Annotated in this window: 16 protein-coding genes; 3 read left to right on the forward strand and 13 right to left on the reverse strand. The window is 47.7% G+C overall.

Annotation, left to right across the window (positions count from 1 at the left end):
- Positions 1–100: 100 nt before the first annotated feature.
- Positions 101–1,510: a tRNA (N(6)-L-threonylcarbamoyladenosine(37)-C(2))-methylthiotransferase MtaB gene (gene mtaB / locus AC6I2O_RS16230; RefSeq protein ID WP_120392862.1), complete on the reverse strand. Its 1,410-nt coding sequence runs from the start codon at positions 1,508–1,510 to the stop codon at positions 101–103.
- Positions 1,511–1,702: 192 nt separating this feature from the next.
- Here mtaB and AC6I2O_RS16235 point away from each other — a divergent pair, with 192 nt between their 5' ends.
- Entirely contained in the window at positions 1,703–1,933 is a 231-nt protein-coding gene (locus AC6I2O_RS16235) for an HPr family phosphocarrier protein (RefSeq protein WP_120392863.1), read from the forward strand.
- 96 nt (positions 1,934–2,029) lie between these two features.
- On the opposite strand, the gene thiI is transcribed toward AC6I2O_RS16235, so the two are convergent.
- The 3 genes from thiI to AC6I2O_RS16250 form a co-directional block, all read right to left on the reverse strand.
- On the reverse strand, positions 2,030–3,211 hold the full coding sequence (gene thiI / locus AC6I2O_RS16240; protein ID WP_120392864.1) for a tRNA uracil 4-sulfurtransferase ThiI: 1,182 nt from the start codon (positions 3,209–3,211) through the stop codon (positions 2,030–2,032).
- A 36-nt stretch (positions 3,212–3,247) separates the two neighbouring features.
- Positions 3,248–4,405 (reverse strand): cysteine desulfurase family protein, encoded by a 1,158-nt coding sequence (locus tag AC6I2O_RS16245; protein ID WP_120392865.1) that lies wholly within the window; start codon positions 4,403–4,405, stop codon positions 3,248–3,250.
- 86 nt (positions 4,406–4,491) lie between these two features.
- A complete protein-coding gene (locus AC6I2O_RS16250) occupies positions 4,492–4,896 on the reverse strand; it encodes an ACT domain-containing protein (protein WP_120392866.1) in 405 nt (134 codons plus the stop codon).
- A gap of 242 nt (positions 4,897–5,138) precedes the next feature.
- Here AC6I2O_RS16250 and rpoN point away from each other — a divergent pair, with 242 nt between their 5' ends.
- Positions 5,139–6,452: an RNA polymerase factor sigma-54 gene (gene rpoN, locus AC6I2O_RS16255; protein WP_120392867.1), complete on the forward strand. Its 1,314-nt coding sequence runs from the start codon at positions 5,139–5,141 to the stop codon at positions 6,450–6,452.
- A gap of 156 nt (positions 6,453–6,608) precedes the next feature.
- On the opposite strand, the gene AC6I2O_RS16260 is transcribed toward rpoN, so the two are convergent.
- The 4 genes from AC6I2O_RS16260 to cysK form a co-directional block, all read right to left on the reverse strand.
- The gene (locus AC6I2O_RS16260; protein WP_120392868.1) at positions 6,609–7,271 is read right to left on the reverse strand and encodes a methionine ABC transporter permease; all 663 of its coding nucleotides are present in this window, start codon (positions 7,269–7,271) and stop codon (positions 6,609–6,611) included.
- Positions 7,261–8,271 carry a methionine ABC transporter ATP-binding protein gene (locus tag AC6I2O_RS16265; RefSeq protein ID WP_120392869.1) on the reverse strand — a complete coding sequence of 337 codons (1,011 nt, stop codon included), beginning with the start codon at positions 8,269–8,271 and terminating at the stop codon, positions 7,261–7,263. Before AC6I2O_RS16265 ends, AC6I2O_RS16260 begins: the two co-directional genes overlap by 11 nt.
- Positions 8,272–8,418: 147 nt before the next feature.
- The gene (locus AC6I2O_RS16270) at positions 8,419–9,249 is read right to left on the reverse strand and encodes a MetQ/NlpA family ABC transporter substrate-binding protein (protein WP_497743352.1); all 831 of its coding nucleotides are present in this window, start codon (positions 9,247–9,249) and stop codon (positions 8,419–8,421) included.
- 142 nt (positions 9,250–9,391) lie between these two features.
- Entirely contained in the window at positions 9,392–10,321 is a 930-nt protein-coding gene (gene cysK, locus AC6I2O_RS16275; RefSeq protein WP_120392871.1) for a cysteine synthase A, read from the reverse strand.
- A 278-nt stretch (positions 10,322–10,599) separates the two neighbouring features.
- Between cysK and AC6I2O_RS16280 the strand changes: the two genes are divergently transcribed.
- Entirely contained in the window at positions 10,600–11,922 is a 1,323-nt protein-coding gene (locus tag AC6I2O_RS16280) for a DUF1294 domain-containing protein (RefSeq protein ID WP_120392872.1), read from the forward strand.
- Positions 11,923–11,989: 67 nt separating this feature from the next.
- Here AC6I2O_RS16280 and aspS read toward each other — a convergent pair whose 3' ends face one another.
- The 5 genes from aspS to AC6I2O_RS16305 all read right to left on the reverse strand — a co-directional run bounded on the left by aspS (position 11,990) and on the right by AC6I2O_RS16305 (position 18,079).
- A complete protein-coding gene (gene aspS / locus AC6I2O_RS16285; RefSeq protein WP_120392873.1) occupies positions 11,990–13,798 on the reverse strand; it encodes an aspartate--tRNA ligase in 1,809 nt (602 codons plus the stop codon).
- A gap of 122 nt (positions 13,799–13,920) precedes the next feature.
- Complete coding sequence (gene hisS, locus AC6I2O_RS16290) at positions 13,921–15,168, reverse strand: histidine--tRNA ligase (RefSeq protein WP_120392874.1); 1,248 nt, start codon at positions 15,166–15,168, stop codon at positions 13,921–13,923.
- Positions 15,169–15,231: 63 nt separating this feature from the next.
- Positions 15,232–15,900, reverse strand: a complete 669-nt coding sequence (locus AC6I2O_RS16295; protein ID WP_120392875.1) for an HD-GYP domain-containing protein — start codon at positions 15,898–15,900, stop codon at positions 15,232–15,234.
- Positions 15,893–17,413 (reverse strand): coproporphyrinogen dehydrogenase HemZ, encoded by a 1,521-nt coding sequence (hemZ, locus tag AC6I2O_RS16300; protein ID WP_497743280.1) that lies wholly within the window; start codon positions 17,411–17,413, stop codon positions 15,893–15,895. The genes AC6I2O_RS16295 and hemZ overlap by 8 nt, the downstream gene beginning before the upstream one ends.
- Before the next feature lie 9 nt (positions 17,414–17,422).
- Positions 17,423–18,079, reverse strand: coding sequence for an MBL fold metallo-hydrolase (locus AC6I2O_RS16305; protein WP_497743281.1), 657 nt, complete (start codon positions 18,077–18,079; stop codon positions 17,423–17,425).
- Between the last annotated feature and the right edge of the window lie 26 nt (positions 18,080–18,105).

The raw sequence follows: 18,105 nt of genomic DNA on the forward strand, positions 1-18,105 counted from the left end.
ATACATTCTAATATAATTCGAAAAATAATTCAATCCCTTTCCCGGAATCCTTTTCGACATTTCCAGAAATTCTTTCGACAGAACCTGCCTCTTTGCTTGCCTAAAGAAAGATCCTGCTATCAGACTCCCCCATATGCTCCTGCTCCAGGAGAAACACATGCGGCGCCAGTTCTTTTCCCAGGCGACCGCGTACCAGAACATTTTCATAGTTCTGCCCCGCCGGCACAGCGGCTCTGATATACTGCCCGGTGTAACCAATATAGTATTCCTGCCCCTTTATTGTCGTTTTTTCCTCAAAAAGAACTTCTGTTTCACATCCTGTATACTGCGCCTCGAACGCACCGCGATTCTTCTCCCCAAGCGCAATCAGCCAGTCGCTGCGGGCCGCCTTTTCCTGCTCCGGAATCTGATCCGGCATCGACGCGGCTCTTGTCCCATGCCGTCTGGAATATTTAAAAATATGCGTCTCATACAGACGGATTCTCTCCAGAAACTCCACCGTGGCATCAAACTCTTCCTGTGTTTCTCCGGGAAATCCGACAATGACATCTGTTGTGACAGCCGGCCGGTCAAAAAACCGCCGCAAAATCTGACATTTTTCCTCAAATTCCTCTGCTGTGTAACGACGGTTCATACGCCGCAGTGTCTCCGTACATCCGCTTTGCAAAGAAAGATGAAAATGCGGACATAGCTTAGGAAGCGCTGCCAGGGCCCCGGCAAACTCCTCCGTAATAATTCCAGGCTCAAGGGAACCAAGACGGATTCTTGAAATCCCCTCGATCTCATGAACCGCCCGAATCAAATCGAGAAGCGTAAGCCCCAAATCTGTCCCGTAGGAACTTAAATGAATCCCGGTCAGCACCACCTCACGACAGCCGTTTACAGCAAGTTCGGAAGCTTCATGAATCACGTCTGCAAGCGCGCGGCTGCGTACGCGGCCTCTGGCATACGGAATAATACAATAACTGCAAAACTGATTACAGCCATCCTGCACTTTGATATGCGCGCGCGTATGTTCCTGCATTCTGGAAAGAAAAAGATTCTCGTATTCCCTCGTATGATTGATATCAAGCCTCTGCTGCACACCGCCCGCTGCCTTTGTCTCCTGCCCGAACTCCGCCTCCGGCGCTTTTGCCGTTTCACAGCCGTGCGTCTCTCCACGCATCTCCTCAAAATACCGAAGTGCCTCCACCAGATCTTTCTTGCAGTTGTTGCCAAGAACAATATCTACGGCGACATCCTCCTCAACCGGGTTCTGCGCTGTCTGAACGTAGCAGCCGGCAGCCACCACAACCGCTTCAGGATTCATTTTTCTCGCCTTATGCAGCATCTGCCTCGACTTGCGATCCGCAATATTGGTCACAGTACACGTATTAATCACATAGACATCCGCCCCCGGCTCAAACGGCACAATCTCATACCCTGCATCCGCAAGAAGCTGCGCCATGGCCTCTGTCTCGTAAGCATTTACTTTACAGCCCAAATTATGAAGCGCTGCTTTTTTTTTCATACCTTACCTCCGCTTTGCTGTTCTCTGTCTGACTTTTATAGCGCCATACAATATTTGCACTTTCAGTCCTGTGTTTTCTTTCTCCAAACGGCATTTGCCACTTTCAGGCTTGACTTTTATATCTCCAAACGGTAAGATAGTGGCAGATTCGAAGGAACTACACAACTATCAAACGCGGGAGGCATTTTATTTATGAAAACAGTTCAAATTTCTTTAAATTCTATTGATAAAGTAAAATCATTCGTAAACGATATCACAAAATTCAGCAACGATTTTGACCTCGTTTCCGGAAGATATGTTATTGATGCAAAATCTATCATGGGTATTTTCAGCCTCGATCTTTCCAAACCGATTGATCTGAATATCCATGCAGAAGACAACATTGATGAGATCATGAATGTACTTTCTGCATACATCATCTAAACGGATGACAGCGTTTTATAAGAGCTGCAGCAGATTCTGCCCGCTTCGCCGAGCTTATCTGCTGCATTTTCTTTGTTTTCTGTATTTTCTTTTGATCTATTCAACGCGGATAATCTCTGTCGTCTCTATCGCCGTCTGCACAAGCTCATCAATCTTTTCATCCAGCTTTCTCTCAGAACGCTTAATCGCATTCAGATTCGGCTTTGTCACAGGATGCTTAGCCACAAAAATGGTACAGCAATCCTCAAACGGCAAAATAGAAGTCTCATACGTTCCAATACGCTCCGCAATGCTGACAATCTCCTGCTTGTCAAAACCAATCACCGGACGGAACACTGGCAGGGTGCAGACCTCATTCGTCGCCGCAAGGCTCTGCATCGTCTGGCTCGCCACCTGTCCGATGCTTTCCCCGGTAATCAGCGCATGATCTCCCCGCTCTTTCGCAAAATGTTCTGCGATCTTCATCATATAACGGCGCATAATGATCGTCAGCTCATCGTGTGGACATTTGTCATAAATGTAAAGCTGAATATCTGTAAAATTCACTACATGAAGGTTGATCGGCCCGGAATACCGCGCAACCTGTTGCGCCAGATCCACCACTTTCTGTTTGGCACGCTCACTCGTATAAGGCGGAGCGTGGAAATACGTTGCATCCAACCGGACGCCGCGCTTGCTGATCATATACCCTGCTACCGGGCTGTCAATTCCACCGGAAAGCAGCAGCATAGCCTTGCCATTTGTCCCCACCGGCATACCGCCCTGGCCCGGAATGATCTTTGAATAAATATAAATCTTTTCCCGGATTTCGACATGTAGCGTGATCTCGGGATCATGCACATCTACCTTCATTTCCGGAAATGCTTCCAGAATCCGGCCGCCCAGCTCGCAGTTCACTTCCATGGACTCGATGGGATAACTCTTTCGCGCCCGTCTTGTCACTACTTTGAAGGTCTGCTGATGCGTCTCATATACATGCTCAAGAAATGCAATCACATCATTGCCAAGCTGTCTCAGCCCTGCTTCCTCTACCTTCATAACCGGGCAGATTCCTACAATACCGAATACGTACTGCAAAGCCTGAATCGTTTCGTCATAATCATACGTTTCATTGCAGTCAATATAAATCCTTCCCTGCTCCTTGTATACATGAAATTCGCCTTCTACATCCCGGAGTGCATGGACAATACGGCTGACCAGCGCGTCCTCAAACAGATGACGGTTCTTTCCCTTGATGGCGATCTCTCCATATTTGATCAAAATTGTTTTAAATATCATGGCTCTATTCCCTCTTCGTTCTTCCTGTTTCCTTTTTTAATGACGCGCATACCGCCGCAATACAGGCAACAGCTCATTCAGTGTAGCAAGGCAGTATGTAATCTCCTCCTCCGTCGTATAAGCGCTGAAGCTAAAACGAAGCGTAGATTCTAGCAGCTCCTGCCGCAGATGCAGTTCCTTCAGAACCGCGCTCACCGGAAGCTTTTTATTGGAGGAACACGCAGAGCCCGCGGAAACATAAATCCCCCGCTCCTCCAGTGCATGAAGCAGCACCTCGCTGCGCACACCAGGAAATGCTGCGCTGACAATATGCGGAGCGCTTTTGCTGCCTTCCTCTGAGTGAATCACCACGGAAGGAAGCTTGGCAAGTCCTTCCATCATAGTTGCCTTCAGCTTCAACAGATGCGCCGTATGTTCCTCCAGATGTTCATACGCTTCTTTCGCCGCCTGCGCCATGCCGGCCGCTCCCGGCACATTGTCCGTACCAGAACGCATCCCCTTCTGCTGTCCGCCTCCAAGCAAAAGCGGATGGATTTTTACTTTATCATTTATATACAGAAAACCGATCCCCTTCGGTCCGTGTATCTTATGCGCACTGACTGAGAGCATGTCTATTTCCAGCTTTTTCGGATAAACCGGCAACTTACCGTACGCCTGCACGCCATCTACATGAAACAAAATCTTGGGATTCCGCTTTTTGATCAGTTTTGCAGCCTCTGCAACCGGTTCAATGGCTCCCACTTCATTATTTACATACATCATCGACACAAGAATCGTATCGTCGTCAAGCGCCTCTTCCAGATCTTTCAGACTGATATGCCCTCTCTCATCCACCGGAAGATACGTCACCCGAAATCCCTGCTCCTCCAGATAGTGAAGCGGAAGCAACACCGCCGCATGCTCGACTGCTGTCGTAATCAGATGCTTCCCGGCTCTCTGATTGGCCATGGCAGCTCCAATCAGCGCCCAGTTATTGGACTCCGTGGCTCCAGAAGTAAAATATATTTCTTTTTCATGTACTTTCAGTGTCTTCGCAATCGTTTCTCTTGCCTCGCGCAGATAACGCTCTGCCTCCACACCTTTCATATGTTTGGAGGATGGGTTTCCGTAATCCTCCATCATTGTACGAACAACCACCTCACGCACTGCTTCCGTACATCGCGTTGTGGCTGAATTGTCCAGATATGCTTCCACCAGACTCCCTCTTTTCTCCTGTATTTTCGGATGACACCATTTTTACAGATATACAAACACGCAATCAGATGATCGAAATCTGCGCGCTACAGACTGCAAAATCCCTTGGCTGCCAGACATCCTTCCACCTCTGCGATGTCATTGCAGTGGAATACCATAATCGGGCTTCCCGATTCACGATTAAAGGACAGGTACAGATAATCGACAGAAATATTGCTGTCATTTAAGGCTGCCAGCAGCCGGCTCAGCTCACCAACCCGGTCCTGAATCTCAATCCCAAGCACATCCGTCACCTTACACATATATCCGACTGCTTCCAGCGCCTGCACCGCACGGCGTGGGTCAGACACGACCATTCTTACAATTCCATACTCGGGGCTGTCATTCGTCACAGAACCTAGAATATTGATTTCCTCTCTGCTCAGAATCTCCGTAATTTCCAGCATGGCTCCTTTTTTATTTTCTGCATAGATCGACACCTGATTTAACATCTTTTCGTCCTTCTTTCCCTCGGTCTTGTCTGCTTTGCAATCCCTGCAATTCCGACACTTTTGTTGTTCTCCGTGATTCTAACACAGAAGCGCTGCGAAGGGCAAGCCTGAATTCAGATCATTTCTCTGGCCAAACAAATATTGACAATAATTTCTCATCATAGTACTATCTATTTATATAAATATAACAATAATACTGTGATAAAAATACCGTAAAAAAGGAGACCAACAAGCGATATATTATGGAAACACAGATGAACCCGAATCTCAAACAGACAACTTCCCCAAAATTGACTGAATTTACGGCAATCCTCCAGATGAACCTGGCGGAGCTTCATCAGCACCTGCAAAATCTTGCGCTTGAGAATCCTCTGATGGATCTGGAATCCGCCCAGGCCACTCAGGCCTTTGATACCCGGAAGGTCTACGCTCCGGATGACCAGAACCGTGTCTATGCCAGACAGGACCGCAAGGACGCTCTCGATCCCTGGAACCTGGATATCTCCATGCGCGAAACGTTAAGCGACACGCTCATGGCCCAGCTTGGAGGTCTGAAGCTCGATACCCAGCAGCGCCGCGTACTGGCTTACATGATTTTGAATCTGGAACCGACCGGTTATCTTGAAATGGATCTTGCAGATATTGCACAGGCCACAGGAGTGACTCCTGATGAGGCAGAAAGCCTGCTATGCATTCTACAAACCCTGGAACCGGACGGCATCGGCGCCCGGTCACTGCCTGAGTGTCTTGCCATTCAGTTGAAAAAAAATCATCCGGAAGATCACACAGCGCTTACGATCACGCAGAACTATCTGGAACCTTTCGGAAAAAACCAGCTTCCGTCACTGGCCAAAAAGCTGCATGTACCGCTTGACGAGGTGCTGCGCGCAGGCCGCGTCATCCGCAGCCTCAATCCAAGGCCGGGCGCTGCTTTTGGCGAGCGCAGATATATGCAGTATATCCGTCCTGATCTGGCAGTTGTCAAATTTCAGGGATATTATGATATACTGGTAAATGAATCTCTGCTTCCCACTATTCGATTAAACGAAGAATATCTCGACATGATGAAAAACAGCGAATCCAGCGAAGTGACTACCTATCTGAATGCGCAGAAACGGCAGCTTGACCGAATGTCCGAATGTCTTGAACAGAGAAACCAAACGCTTCTCGCACTGGGACGACTGATTGTCCAGAAGCAGCAGATCTTTTTCCAGAACGGACCTGGTCACCTTGTTTCCTTCTCATTGGCAGAAGCAGCGGCAGAGCTTCAAATACCGGAATCCGTTATCCGCTGCGCTGTAAAAGACAAGTTCCTGCAATGCACGTTCGGTATCTTCCCGCTCAGTTATTTCTTTGTGCAGGGGCTTGAAAAGAAAGAAAGCATCCAACATAAAATCCGGGAAATCATTGCCAGGGAAGACAAAAAGCACCCTCTTTCCGATTCCAGTCTCGCAGAGATACTTGCCCTGGAAGGTCTGACCGTTTCCAGAAGACTGATCGCCAAGTATCGAAATGAAATAGATATCCCGGAATCCGGCAGACGGCGCGAATTCTGAGACGCGCCAACCCATCGCTGTTATCTATAATCATAAATAAAACTGCTGTAAAACAGCTTCGACTGACCTGTGTAATTCTCTCCACACGTCACCTCTGTTTTACAGCAGTTCTGTTTTAAAATATTTATATTTCTTTTATGTCCCTCGAACTCTGCATCACGTCCTGCGCCGGTCAAACCTGCGTGACAACATCATACCAATTCCCTGCATAATCTGTACCAGAAGCACCAGCAAAATAACAGTTACCAGCATGATATCAAACTGATAACGGTTGTAGCCGTAGCGGACTGCAATCGCACCCAGTCCGTCCGCTCCAACGGTACCTGCCATAGCTGAATACCCCAGGATCGTTGCCGTCACAATCGTCGCGTTCACCATCAGAGAAGTCCTGGCCTCGATTAGAAGCACCTTGAATACTATGGTCAGATTACTGGCGCCCATACTCTGTGCCGCCTCAATAACACCGTGGTCCACTTCCTTTAAGGATGACTCTACCATCCTGGCGATATACGGCGCTGCCGCAATGGTCAGGGACACAATCATGGCATTGGAACCATAACTTTTTCCCACCAGTATCTTGGTCAGTGGAATCAGAAGAATCAACAGAATCAAAAACGGAATACTCCGAAAAATATTTGAGATAAAGTCTATTACCTTGTACACGGCTGCATTCGGCCGAATCCCATCCTTATCCGTCACGGTCAGCAAAATCCCAAGCGGCATTCCAAATACGTAACCGAGAAGCGTCGGTACCAGGGTCATATACAGCGTCTGGCCAATTCCTTCAATCAAAAGCATAACCATCTTCTCATTCAACATAATCGATCAACTCCTCCACTGCCAGTTTTGCGCCTTTTAAGTACGCAATCATCTTATCGCCCAGTACCGGGTCCTCAGGAAGCTGCAAAATCATTTCTCCCGTCGCAACTCCGTCCAGATCCCGCGTATTCGCATAGAGAATATTCACCGGCGTCTTAAATGCCAGCACCATATTTCCGATCACCGGCTCAAAAGAAGAATTTTCAGAAAAGACAATACGCACACAACGCCGCCCCTTCATCTCCGTCACCCGTTCAAAGCCCTGATAAATCAGTCGCTTGGCTTCTTTGGATTTTGGTGACTGGAAAATCTCTTCCACTGTGCCGTGCTCTGCAAGATTTCCATGATCAATAATCGCCACATGGCTGCAAATTTCCTGTACGACAGCCATCTCATGTGTGATGACCACAATCGTAATGCCGTATTTTTGATTAATCTCCTTCAGAAGCTGAAGAATTGACTTTGTTGTCTGCGGATCGAGCGCGCTGGTCGCCTCATCACACAGCAGAATCTTCGGATCGGACGCAAGCACCCTTGCAATCGCCACCCTCTGCTTCTGACCGCCGGAAAGTTGAGCCGGATAGGCCTTCGCCTTTTCCTCCAGCCCGACAATTTTCAGATATTCCATCGCCTTCTGCCGCGCTTCCCGCTTCTTCATACCGGCAATTTCCAGTGGAAAGCAGACATTGTCAATCACACTGCGCTGCATGAGCAGATTAAAATGCTGAAAAATCATGCCAATATCCTTGCGTGCCTCCCGCAGCTGCTTTTCGGAAAGCGATGCCAGATCTCTCCCGTCTACGACTACGTTTCCACCGGTCGGCCGTTCGAGGAAATTCAGGCAGCGTACCAGCGTACTCTTCCCTGCCCCGGACATACCAATAATACCGTAAATATCACCTTTATATATATCAAGATTCACATCCTTCAGCGCATGGACTTCCATATCACGCTGCCGGAACGACTTATCCAGATGTACGATTTTAATAATCGGCTCCATATTCTTCTCCTTCGTGCTCTTTTCTCCCAAAACACCAATCTTTTCTGAGTATACCGTAAAACGAAGGCAGTTGCAAGATAATAATCCCGCAACTGCCTTCTGTTTTCATTCCTGTATTCCGTGTTATCTAAATTTTAAATGAAAGTCTTATTCAGCCTCTTCAAACGGAATCACTGCTCCATCATATGTATCATTGATGAACTTCTGAATTTCGTCAGATTTCAAAACATCCACGAGCGCAAGAATCTTTTCACTCTCTTCATTGCCCTGTTTTACAGCAATGACATTGACATAAGTCTTTGCTGCCTCAGAATCAGAAGCCTCGAAAGCAATAGAATCCTTTGCTACTGAAAATCCTGCATTCAGCGCATAGTTTCCGTTCATAACAGCAAATGCTACCTCGTCCACCACTCTCGGCACCTGAGCAGCCTCAAGCTCAAGAATTTCCACATTCTTCGGGTTGTCTTCAATATCCATAACCGTAGCAGTCAGTCCTGCGCCTTCTTTTAACGTAATCACACCGTTATCCTGCAACAGCAGAAGAGCTCTCGCCTCATTCGTGGTGTCGTTCGGAACAGCAATCACGTCGCCATCCTCCAGCTCATCCAGTGCAGACTTTGTGCCCGGATAAATACCAAACGGCTCATAATGAATACCGCCTGCATTTACAAGATGCGTCCCTTTCTCCTCATTAAAACTGTCAAGATACGGGATATGCTGAAAATAGTTTGCATCCAGCTCCTCGCTCTCCACTACCTCATTCGGCAGAATATAATCGTCAAACTCTTTTACTTCCAGTGTCCATCCCTCTTCTTCCAGAAGCTTTGCAGCCTCCGCAAGAATTTCCGCATGCGGTGTCGGAGATGCTGCAACTGTAATCGTTTTGTCCTCCTCAGCCCCTGCCAGAGCTGCCGGAACAAATGCAGCTGAAACAGCCAGTGTCAGTGCCAGTACTTTTGATAAATTCTTCTTCATAATATCTCCTTCTTTCTTTTCGATCGTCCGCTTTTGCGGCAGTTTACCGCCCCTTCTGGGAACAGAAAAACTTAAAGTTTATGATAACACCCGCGTTTAAAAAATGCAATACTTTACTTATGCAAAGCTCGCAACTAAACGCAGATCAGTTTACAAACAACGGCGTGGAATAATAACGGTCGCCGGAATCCGGAAGCAATACAACAACTGTTTTTCCTTTGTTCTCCGGACGCTTCGCAAGCTGTATCGCAGCATGCAGCGCGGCTCCCGAAGAAATCCCGACCAGAATACCTTCCTGCTTTGCCAGAAGTCTGGCGCCGTCAAAAGCTTCCTCATCTGCAACTGTTATAATTTCATCGTAAACAGACGTATTGAGAACCTCCGGAACAAATCCAGCTCCGATCCCCTGAATTTTATGCGGACCGCTCTTTCCTTCTGAAAGTACCGGTGAAGAAGCCGGTTCCATAGCCACAATCTTTACTTCCGGATTTTTCGATTTTAAGAATTCTCCGGTACCTGTCAACGTACCGCCTGTCCCGACACCCGCTATAAAAATATCTACCGTTCCATCCGTATCCTTCCAGATTTCCGGGCCGGTCGTATTTCTGTGAGCTGTCGGGTTTGCCTGATTTACAAACTGCCCGGGAATAAAGCTGTCCGGAATCTCTTTTGCCAGTTCCTCCGCCTTTGCAATCGCGCCGCTCATGCCTTTTGTCCCGTCAGTCAGTACAATCTCTGCTCCGTACGCTTTCAGAATATTTCTGCGTTCTACGCTCATTGTCTCCGGCATCGTCAGAATGATACGGTACCCTTTCACCGCAGCAATCGCAGCCAGCCCGATGCCCGTGTTGCCAGAAGTCGGTTCAATGATCACAGAACCTGCTTTCAGAATCCCCTTTTGTTCGGCATCCTCAATCATTGACTTTGCAACGCGGTCCTTCACACTTCCCGCCGGATTAAAATACTCCAGTTTCAGAAGCAGCTTTGCCTCCAGCCCCAGCTCTCTTTCCAGATTCTGTGCTTCCACAAGCGGAGTATTTCCGATCAGATCAAGCGCTCCTTTATAAATGTTCACCTTCTTATCCTCCCTTTTCCTATATGATTACTATGTTTTTGGTTGATTAGTATTATAGCACTTTTATTTCGCCTGTCAACCAGATTTTTCTTTTTTCTATCCTCTATATTTTATATATCTTTTCCGCAGATATTAAATGCATATGTAAATGTCACTGCATGAAGGCCAAAAAGTCACTCATTTTTTGTCGAAAAATAGTATTCTTATTAAGAACATTTGACATTCTCAATGTTTTGGTTTAAAATAAAAATACTTTGCACTTATTATTGGAGGAACCTATGAAAACACTGTTGATTATCTACATTATCATGATAAACCTGATCGGTTTCTTTATCATGGGGATCGACAAAAGAAAAGCCCGCCGCGGAAAATGGCGTGTTGCAGAGAGAACCCTTTTCACGATTGCTCTTCTGTTTGGCAGTATCGGCATCCTGACCGGGATGTATGTATTCCGCCACAAGACGAAGCACCTCACTTTCTCGATCGGTATTCCCGCCATTATGGTGATACAGCTCTTTCTCATTGGACTGCTGTTCTCCTGGAACACCAAACGTATGGGGCGCCCTGCTCAGGCTGTACAAAATGAGCTGGATCTGATTCAAAAACTGGACCCTGATACAATTCAGTCCTTCGTCTCCTATGAAAATCTTATGAATTCCCATCTCGCTTCCGGCGTCATAAACCAAGAGACTGCCGATGCGGTCGACCTTTTTTTCCAAAATTTTACATACAACATTCATCAGGAAGAAATTGACGGAGACACAGCAATCGTCAGCGTAAATATCACAAACATTGACATGCGCGCGCTGGCCCGCGATCTCTGCCGCAAAATCCTCAAAGAATCCGTAGCAATTTATCCGGAATCCCGCAGCACCACGACCAGCGATTACTATCGTCTGCTCCGTGATACGCTGGCTCACAATACGTACGAACCTGTCGTGACCGCCGCGCATTTTCATTTAAAAAAAGACGATTCCGGCTGGATCATCCTGGCCGATCAGGTCCTGGAAGACGAACTGGTCAGCGGCTTTATTACTTATATGAATGACCCGAACATCCTCCCGGTCACAGAGATTGTTTCCATTCATCTGGATGCGTTGAAGCAGCTCACACCGGAGCAGTGGAAAGAATATCTCTCTGTGGAAGATATCTTCGCTACCTACAACACAGACTTTTATCAGAGAATAGACGAAGAATACATCAAACAGCTGGCCTCTGCATTTGACTACGAAATCATAAAATGCACAGAATACGGTTCCTCAGCTGAAGTAGTAATTCGAATCAAAAGTGTCGATATGAAAAATGTCCTCACCATTTATAAGAAACATCTGCTCGAATATGCGGGCTCAACAAAATCAATCCGTGATGACGCAGTTACGTTTTCAAATGAAACTTCAAGATTGCTTCTGGAATCACTCAAAGAAAATACCAAAGTAAGTTCGACAGATATCGATATGATTTTTCATAATGACGGAAGGATCTGGGAAATCCATTTCGGAAACGAATTTACAAATGCTCTGCTCGGAGATATGCGCGGCGCTATTGAAACCTTCAATTCCCTTTCCCGCGAAACCCTCTCAACAGAGACCGTAAATAATTAGACACGAAAAAAAGCGCTGTGCAAAAGGATGCCTATCCTTCCTGCAACAGCCCTTTTTTATTGTTTCTTTAAGCTCCCTGATTCTCGTCTTTTTCCTCTTCTGTTACTGACAGGCAGAGTTCTTCAAGCTGCTTTTCATCAACGGTTCCCGGCGCCTCTGTCATCAGGTCCGATGCATCTTTCACCTTCGGGAATGCGATCACTTCACGGATGCTGTCCGCGCCTGTCATCAGCATCATCAGACGGTCAAATCCAAATGCAAGTCCTGCGTGCGGCGGTACGCCATATTTGAACGCATTCAGCAGAAAACCAAACTGTTCCTGCGCCTGTTCTTTTGTAAAGCCCAGGAGATCAAACATACGGCTCTGAATATCCCCCTGATGAATCCGGACGCTGCCGCCCCCGAGCTCTGTACCATTCAGTACGATATCATAAGCCTTTGCACGCACGGCTCCCGGATCGCTTTCCAGCTTGTCCAAATCCTCTTCCATCAACATCGTAAACGGATGATGCATTGCCGTAAAACGGGCTGCCTCGTCATCCCACTCAAGAAGCGGGAATTCTGTTACCCACAGGAATTTATAATCATCCTTTTTCAGAAGGCCAAGATTTTTGGCCAGCTCAATACGAAGCGCTCCCAGTACGTCCCATACTACTTTATTTTTGTCTGCCGCAAACAGAAGCAGATCCCCAGGCTGTCCGTTCATCGCTTCAACGAGCGCATGCAGCTCTTCTTCTGTCATAAATTTCGCAAAGGAAGATTTATAACTTCCATCCGGATTGATTACCAGATACGCAAGGCCTTTTGCCCCGTACCCCTTTGCAAATTCTACCAGAGCGTCGATTTTCTTGCGCGGCATGCTTCCCTGGCCGTCTGCGTTGATACCCCGCACGCTGCCGCCTGCTGCAAGCGCATTCGTAAACACAGAAAATCCGCAGTCCTTTACCAGCTCAGATACGTCATGCAGCTCCATGCCAAAACGAAGATCCGGCTTGTCCGAGCCAAAACGATCCATAGCCTCCTGCCATGTCATCCGCTGAATCGGAAGCTGTATCTCAATTCCGAGAACCTTCCGGAACAGTCGTGCCAGAAGCCGCTCATTCACATCAATGACATCATCCACATCGACAAAGGAAAGCTCCATATCAATCTGTGTGAATTCCGGCTGGCGGTCCGCACGCAGGTCCTCGTCGCGGAAACATTTTGCAATCTGGAAATAGCGGTCATAACCGGAACACATCAAAAGCTGTTTAAACAGCTGCGGCGACTGCGGAAGTGCATAAAAATGACCTGGATGTACGCGGCTTGGCACAAGATAATCCCTCGCGCCCTCCGGAGTACTCTTGATCAGAATCGGAGTCTCAATCTCCAGAAACCCTTCCTCGGTCAGGAAATTCCGCACCTCCATTGCCACACGGCTGCGAAGCATCAGCTTGTCCTGAATATCCGGTCTGCGAAGATCCAGGAAACGGTATTTCAGGCGAAGTTCCTCCTTTGTCTGGCTGTTTTCCTCAATCGGAAACGGCGGTGTCTCTGACTCGGACAGAATCCGAATCCCGGTTGCCCGGAGTTCAAGCTCTCCTGTCTTCAGGTTTTCATTTACTGCGCCTTCCCGCATTTCCACGCGTCCAACCACAGCAATCACATATTCATTGCGCAGCGTATAAGCCTTCTCAAAGCCCTCCGCCCCGATATCCTTCTCGTCAAAAATGATCTGCAACAGACCGGAACGATCACGCAAATCCACAAAAATCAAGCTACCCAGATTTCTTCTTTTCTGTACCCAGCCCATGACCGTCACTGTGCTTCCACAGTCTGCCTTACTCACTTCCGTACAGCGATGGGTCCTTTTCAACCCCTTCATAGCCTCAGCCATCTTTTCTTCCTCCTATTCAGGCAGATACATCCATACTTTATGCCGCTCTGCCGTAATCTCTTATTCCGGTACCGGTTTCCAATACAAACGCTGAACCGGCGGTATCTTCACAATTCGCTCCCTCACTGCTTCAGCAGCTCTGCGATTTCATCCAGCCCCACTTCCACCTGCTCTCCCGTCTCCATATCTTTGATACGGGCTTTGTTTTCTTCAAGCTCCTGGCTGCCGATAATCACAGTCTTTTTCGCACCGAGCTTATTGGCGTATTTCATCTGTGCCTTCACACTGCGGTCCATGTAGTCTGTCTCCACAATGAATCCCTGTCTGCGCAGACTGTCTACCAGGCGGTATGCTCTTCCTCTCGCCTCTTTGCCGAGAATTCCCACATACAGAGCGACCGGGTCTGCCGGCGGGAATTCCACGCCTTCCTTGTCCATAAAATACAAGATACGCTCAATTCCCATTCCAAATCCCACGGACGGGATATCCTGTTTTTCGTCAATCTCATGAATGAGCCCATCATAACGGCCGCCGCCGCAAAGCGTAAAGCCATTCGAATCCACAAATTCAAATACCGTCTTTGTATAATAATCCAGGCCACGGACAATGCCCGTATCTACCGTATATTGAATCTGCATCTCATCCAAGAGCGCTTTCAGCTCCTCAAAATGAGTCCGGCACTCGTCATCCAGATAATCAATCGTTCTCGGTGCATGTTCTACAATCTTTTTACACGCATCCACTTTGCAGTCGATGACACGCAGCGGATTCTTCTGCATCCGTTCCCGACAGGTCGGACATAATTCACTTTCATGCTCCCTTAAATATGCAAGCAGCGCATCATTATACGTTTTTCGACAGTTTTTGCAGCCAATGCTGTTGATATGAAGCTTCGCATCCGAAAGCCCCAGCTTCGCAATTAATTCCGTAATGAGCGTGATCAGCTCTACCTCAGCGAGCGGACTGGACGAACCTACAAATTCCACGCCAAACTGATGGTGCTGGCGAAGCCGTCCGCTCTGCGGCTTCTCATACCGAAATGCCTGCGTCACGTAATACAGCTTAGCAGGCGCAGGCTGAGCGTACATATTGTGTTCAAGATAAGCTCTCATAACGCCCGCTGTGCCCTCTGGCTTCAGCGTAATACTTCTGCCGCCTTTGTCCTCGAACGTATACATTTCTTTTTGCACCACATCCGTCGTCTCTCCGACGCCGCGCTGAAACAGCACCGTGTGCTCAAACATCGGTGTGATGATTTCTGTCATGTGATACGTGGCAGCAATTTCACGCGCCTTTTTCTCCACAATCGCTCTTTTGCGCATCTCCTCGCCATACCAGTCCTGTACGCCTCTTGGCGCCTGTGTAATCATAATTTTTCCTCCTCTGCTGCAATTCCTGTTTCTTGTATCTTTTAAAACATGTTCTGCTTCCTGCTATTTAGGATTTTGCCTGTCTGCGGCCTCTGCCGCTTCTGCCTTCCATGGCAGCTCAGCCTTCCACAGCCTTTGCTCCAAATCTGATGTATTCATAATACGTTCCAAATTTTCATAATGAACTACATTCATAAATGCCAGAAATACATGGATATCATAGTCCTTGGATTCTTCGATCATCATCTGCATCGCAGTATTCACATCAAACGCCTTCCTGTATGGCCGGTCGTCCGTAAGAGCCGCAAACACGTCGCATACCCGAATCACACGCGCCCCGATCGGAATGTCCTCCTGTACCAGATTCATCGGATATCCAGAGCCGTCGCAATTCTCGTGATGAAACATTACCATATCTACAATTTCTTTGGAATACCCCTTTTTTTCCAGTATTCTCGCGCTCAGCCGCGAATGAAGACGCACGTATTTCAGCTCCTCAATAATCAGAGTCTCTCCCTCGTGCCCCCTCACATATTTCGCAAGCTCCAGCTTTCCAATATCATGTAGAAAACCGGCAACTGCCAGATCATGACACTCTTCCTGCGTAAAATGCATCTGTTTTCCGACAAGATACGCCAGATTGCTTACCTTGGTTCCGTGCAACAGCTCTGTGATAACCTCAGGACGAATGATCTGGTACTTTTTTTTGTATTCATGCCCGATATTACTCATGCAGCCCAGCCCGTTTCCTCTCTATCATTTCATTAATACGCTCAATATAATTTTTAATATCTTTTACATTTTCAATTCGCTCGATTCTGTCCTGCGCCCACACCATTTTCGTCGACGCTCCGGCTCCAAGTGCCAGAATACTCTGAAGTTCCTCCATAATCAGAATATTGTAAATCCCGGCTTTGCCCTCTTTGGCATAACCGACATTTTCGAAATTACCGGCCATATTTTTCTGCCGGTATAAATAATACGGCACCATTCCGGCTTTCTGTGCATACGCGGCAGTCATATCCATAATTTCACGGTTGTTCGTCATCGTCATTTCTTTATGCTCTTTTTTAAAAAGCCGCAGCCGCGCCGCACGCTTGACAGCCAGAGAATGCACGGTGATACTGTCCGGGTCAAGCTTTGCGAGCTCCTGCATCGTGTGCTCTACCTCCGGTTTTTCCTCTCCGGGCAGCCCCACAATCAAGTCCATATTGATATTGTCAAATCCCATCTCCCGCGCCAGAGCAAATGCCTGCACGGTTTCTTCCACCGTATGTCGCCGTCCGATCAAATCCAGCGTCGCCTGGTTCATCGTCTGCGGATTAATCGAAATCCTCGAAATTCCGTGCGCACGCAACACCTCAAGCTTCTCCCTTGTAATGCTGTCCGGCCTTCCGGCCTCCACCGTAAATTCCTGCAAATGCGCAAAGCAGAACCGCTCCTCCAGCTTTTGGAGCAGACGTTCCATCTGATACGGCTCCAGCGTGGTCGGTGTCCCGCCGCCAATATAAACCGTGTTCAACTCCCGTCCGGCAAACGCATCCGCCGCATAATCTATCTCCCTGCAAAGCGCATCCAGATAAAGGTCGACCTTATCCTTCCATAGATGTAGAGGACTTGAGCTGAACGAACAGTACATGCAGATGCTCGGACAAAACGGAATACCCACATACAGACTGTAGCCATTCTGGAAATTGATATCTTTTAGAATATGACTCTCCCTGTTTGCAATCGCAATCGACAACGCCGTTTTTTCATTGCTTACAAAGTACGTGTCCCGCATATACTGCGCAATCTCGGAATTTTTCCAGCCCTTTTCCAGAAGGTTCATCGGAATTTTTGTCGGACGGATACCGGTAAGATTGCCCCATGGAAGTTTTTCTCCTGTAGCCAAAGAAAGCATACGGTAAAGCATACGCTTCAGTTCATTTTTTACCGCTTTGCGTTCCGTTCCCTCCGGTATAAAAGTCTCATCGGAAAGAACGTGTGTGATATCTGTCTCAAATTCTGCACAAATCTTTTCTCCAGAATCCTCCGGCACAAAAGAAATCACCAGCAGCGGCAGCTCTTTTGCTTCCGACTCCGGTGTTTCCTTCCCTGCGTCCATATTCCCGGCACAATCCTCTTTCTCTGAAACCGCCTCTCCCACATAACAGATACGCACATCCTGCTCCGGATAAAACGCTTTGACAAGAGAATGTATATCATATTCAAAATTCTGTCTGTTTAACTGTACTGTAATCATAATCGTTCCCTAATAAGGATTATATTTTTTCTCGTATCCTATACTCGTTGACGCTCCGTGCCCCGGCAACACCAGCGTATCATCGGGAAGCACAAACAGTTTCGTATGAATTGCGTTTCTCAGCTCACGCATGCTGCCAGTCGGGAAATCTGTTCTCCCTACGCTGCAGCAAAACAGCGTATCTCCGGAAAACAGCGTCTTCTCTTCCTCTATATAATAACATGCACCCCCGACCGTATGCCCTGGCGTATGCAGAACTTTGACCGTCACACCGGCTATGGAGACAGTCTCGCCATCCTCCAAAAAACAGTCCGGCGCCACGGTAAACCCATTGCCAAACGCTGATGAAAGATTCTGTTCCCTGCTGCCGCAGACTTCCTGTTCGGCTCGCAGCGCACAGATCCAAACACCTTGCTTCGCTTTTTCTGCCATATTCCCGCTGTAATAGCTCCGTATCGCCTCTGCCGCTCCGATGTGGTCAAAGTGCCCGTGTGTCAGCAAAATGGCCTCCGGGATGCCTCCTGATTCTTCAATCTTTCGAATCACCCGCTCCGGTTCTGCGCCCGGATCAATGACGATCATCTTTTTTGTTTCCTGATTTATGACGAGGTAACAGTTCGTTGCCATCGCGCCAAGGACAAGCGTGTTAATTCGAAGTTTTCCCATACGTTTCTCCTGTTTTCCGGTAATCT

The sequence above is a fragment of the Blautia sp. St.27G3 genome, from assembly GCF_059728505.1.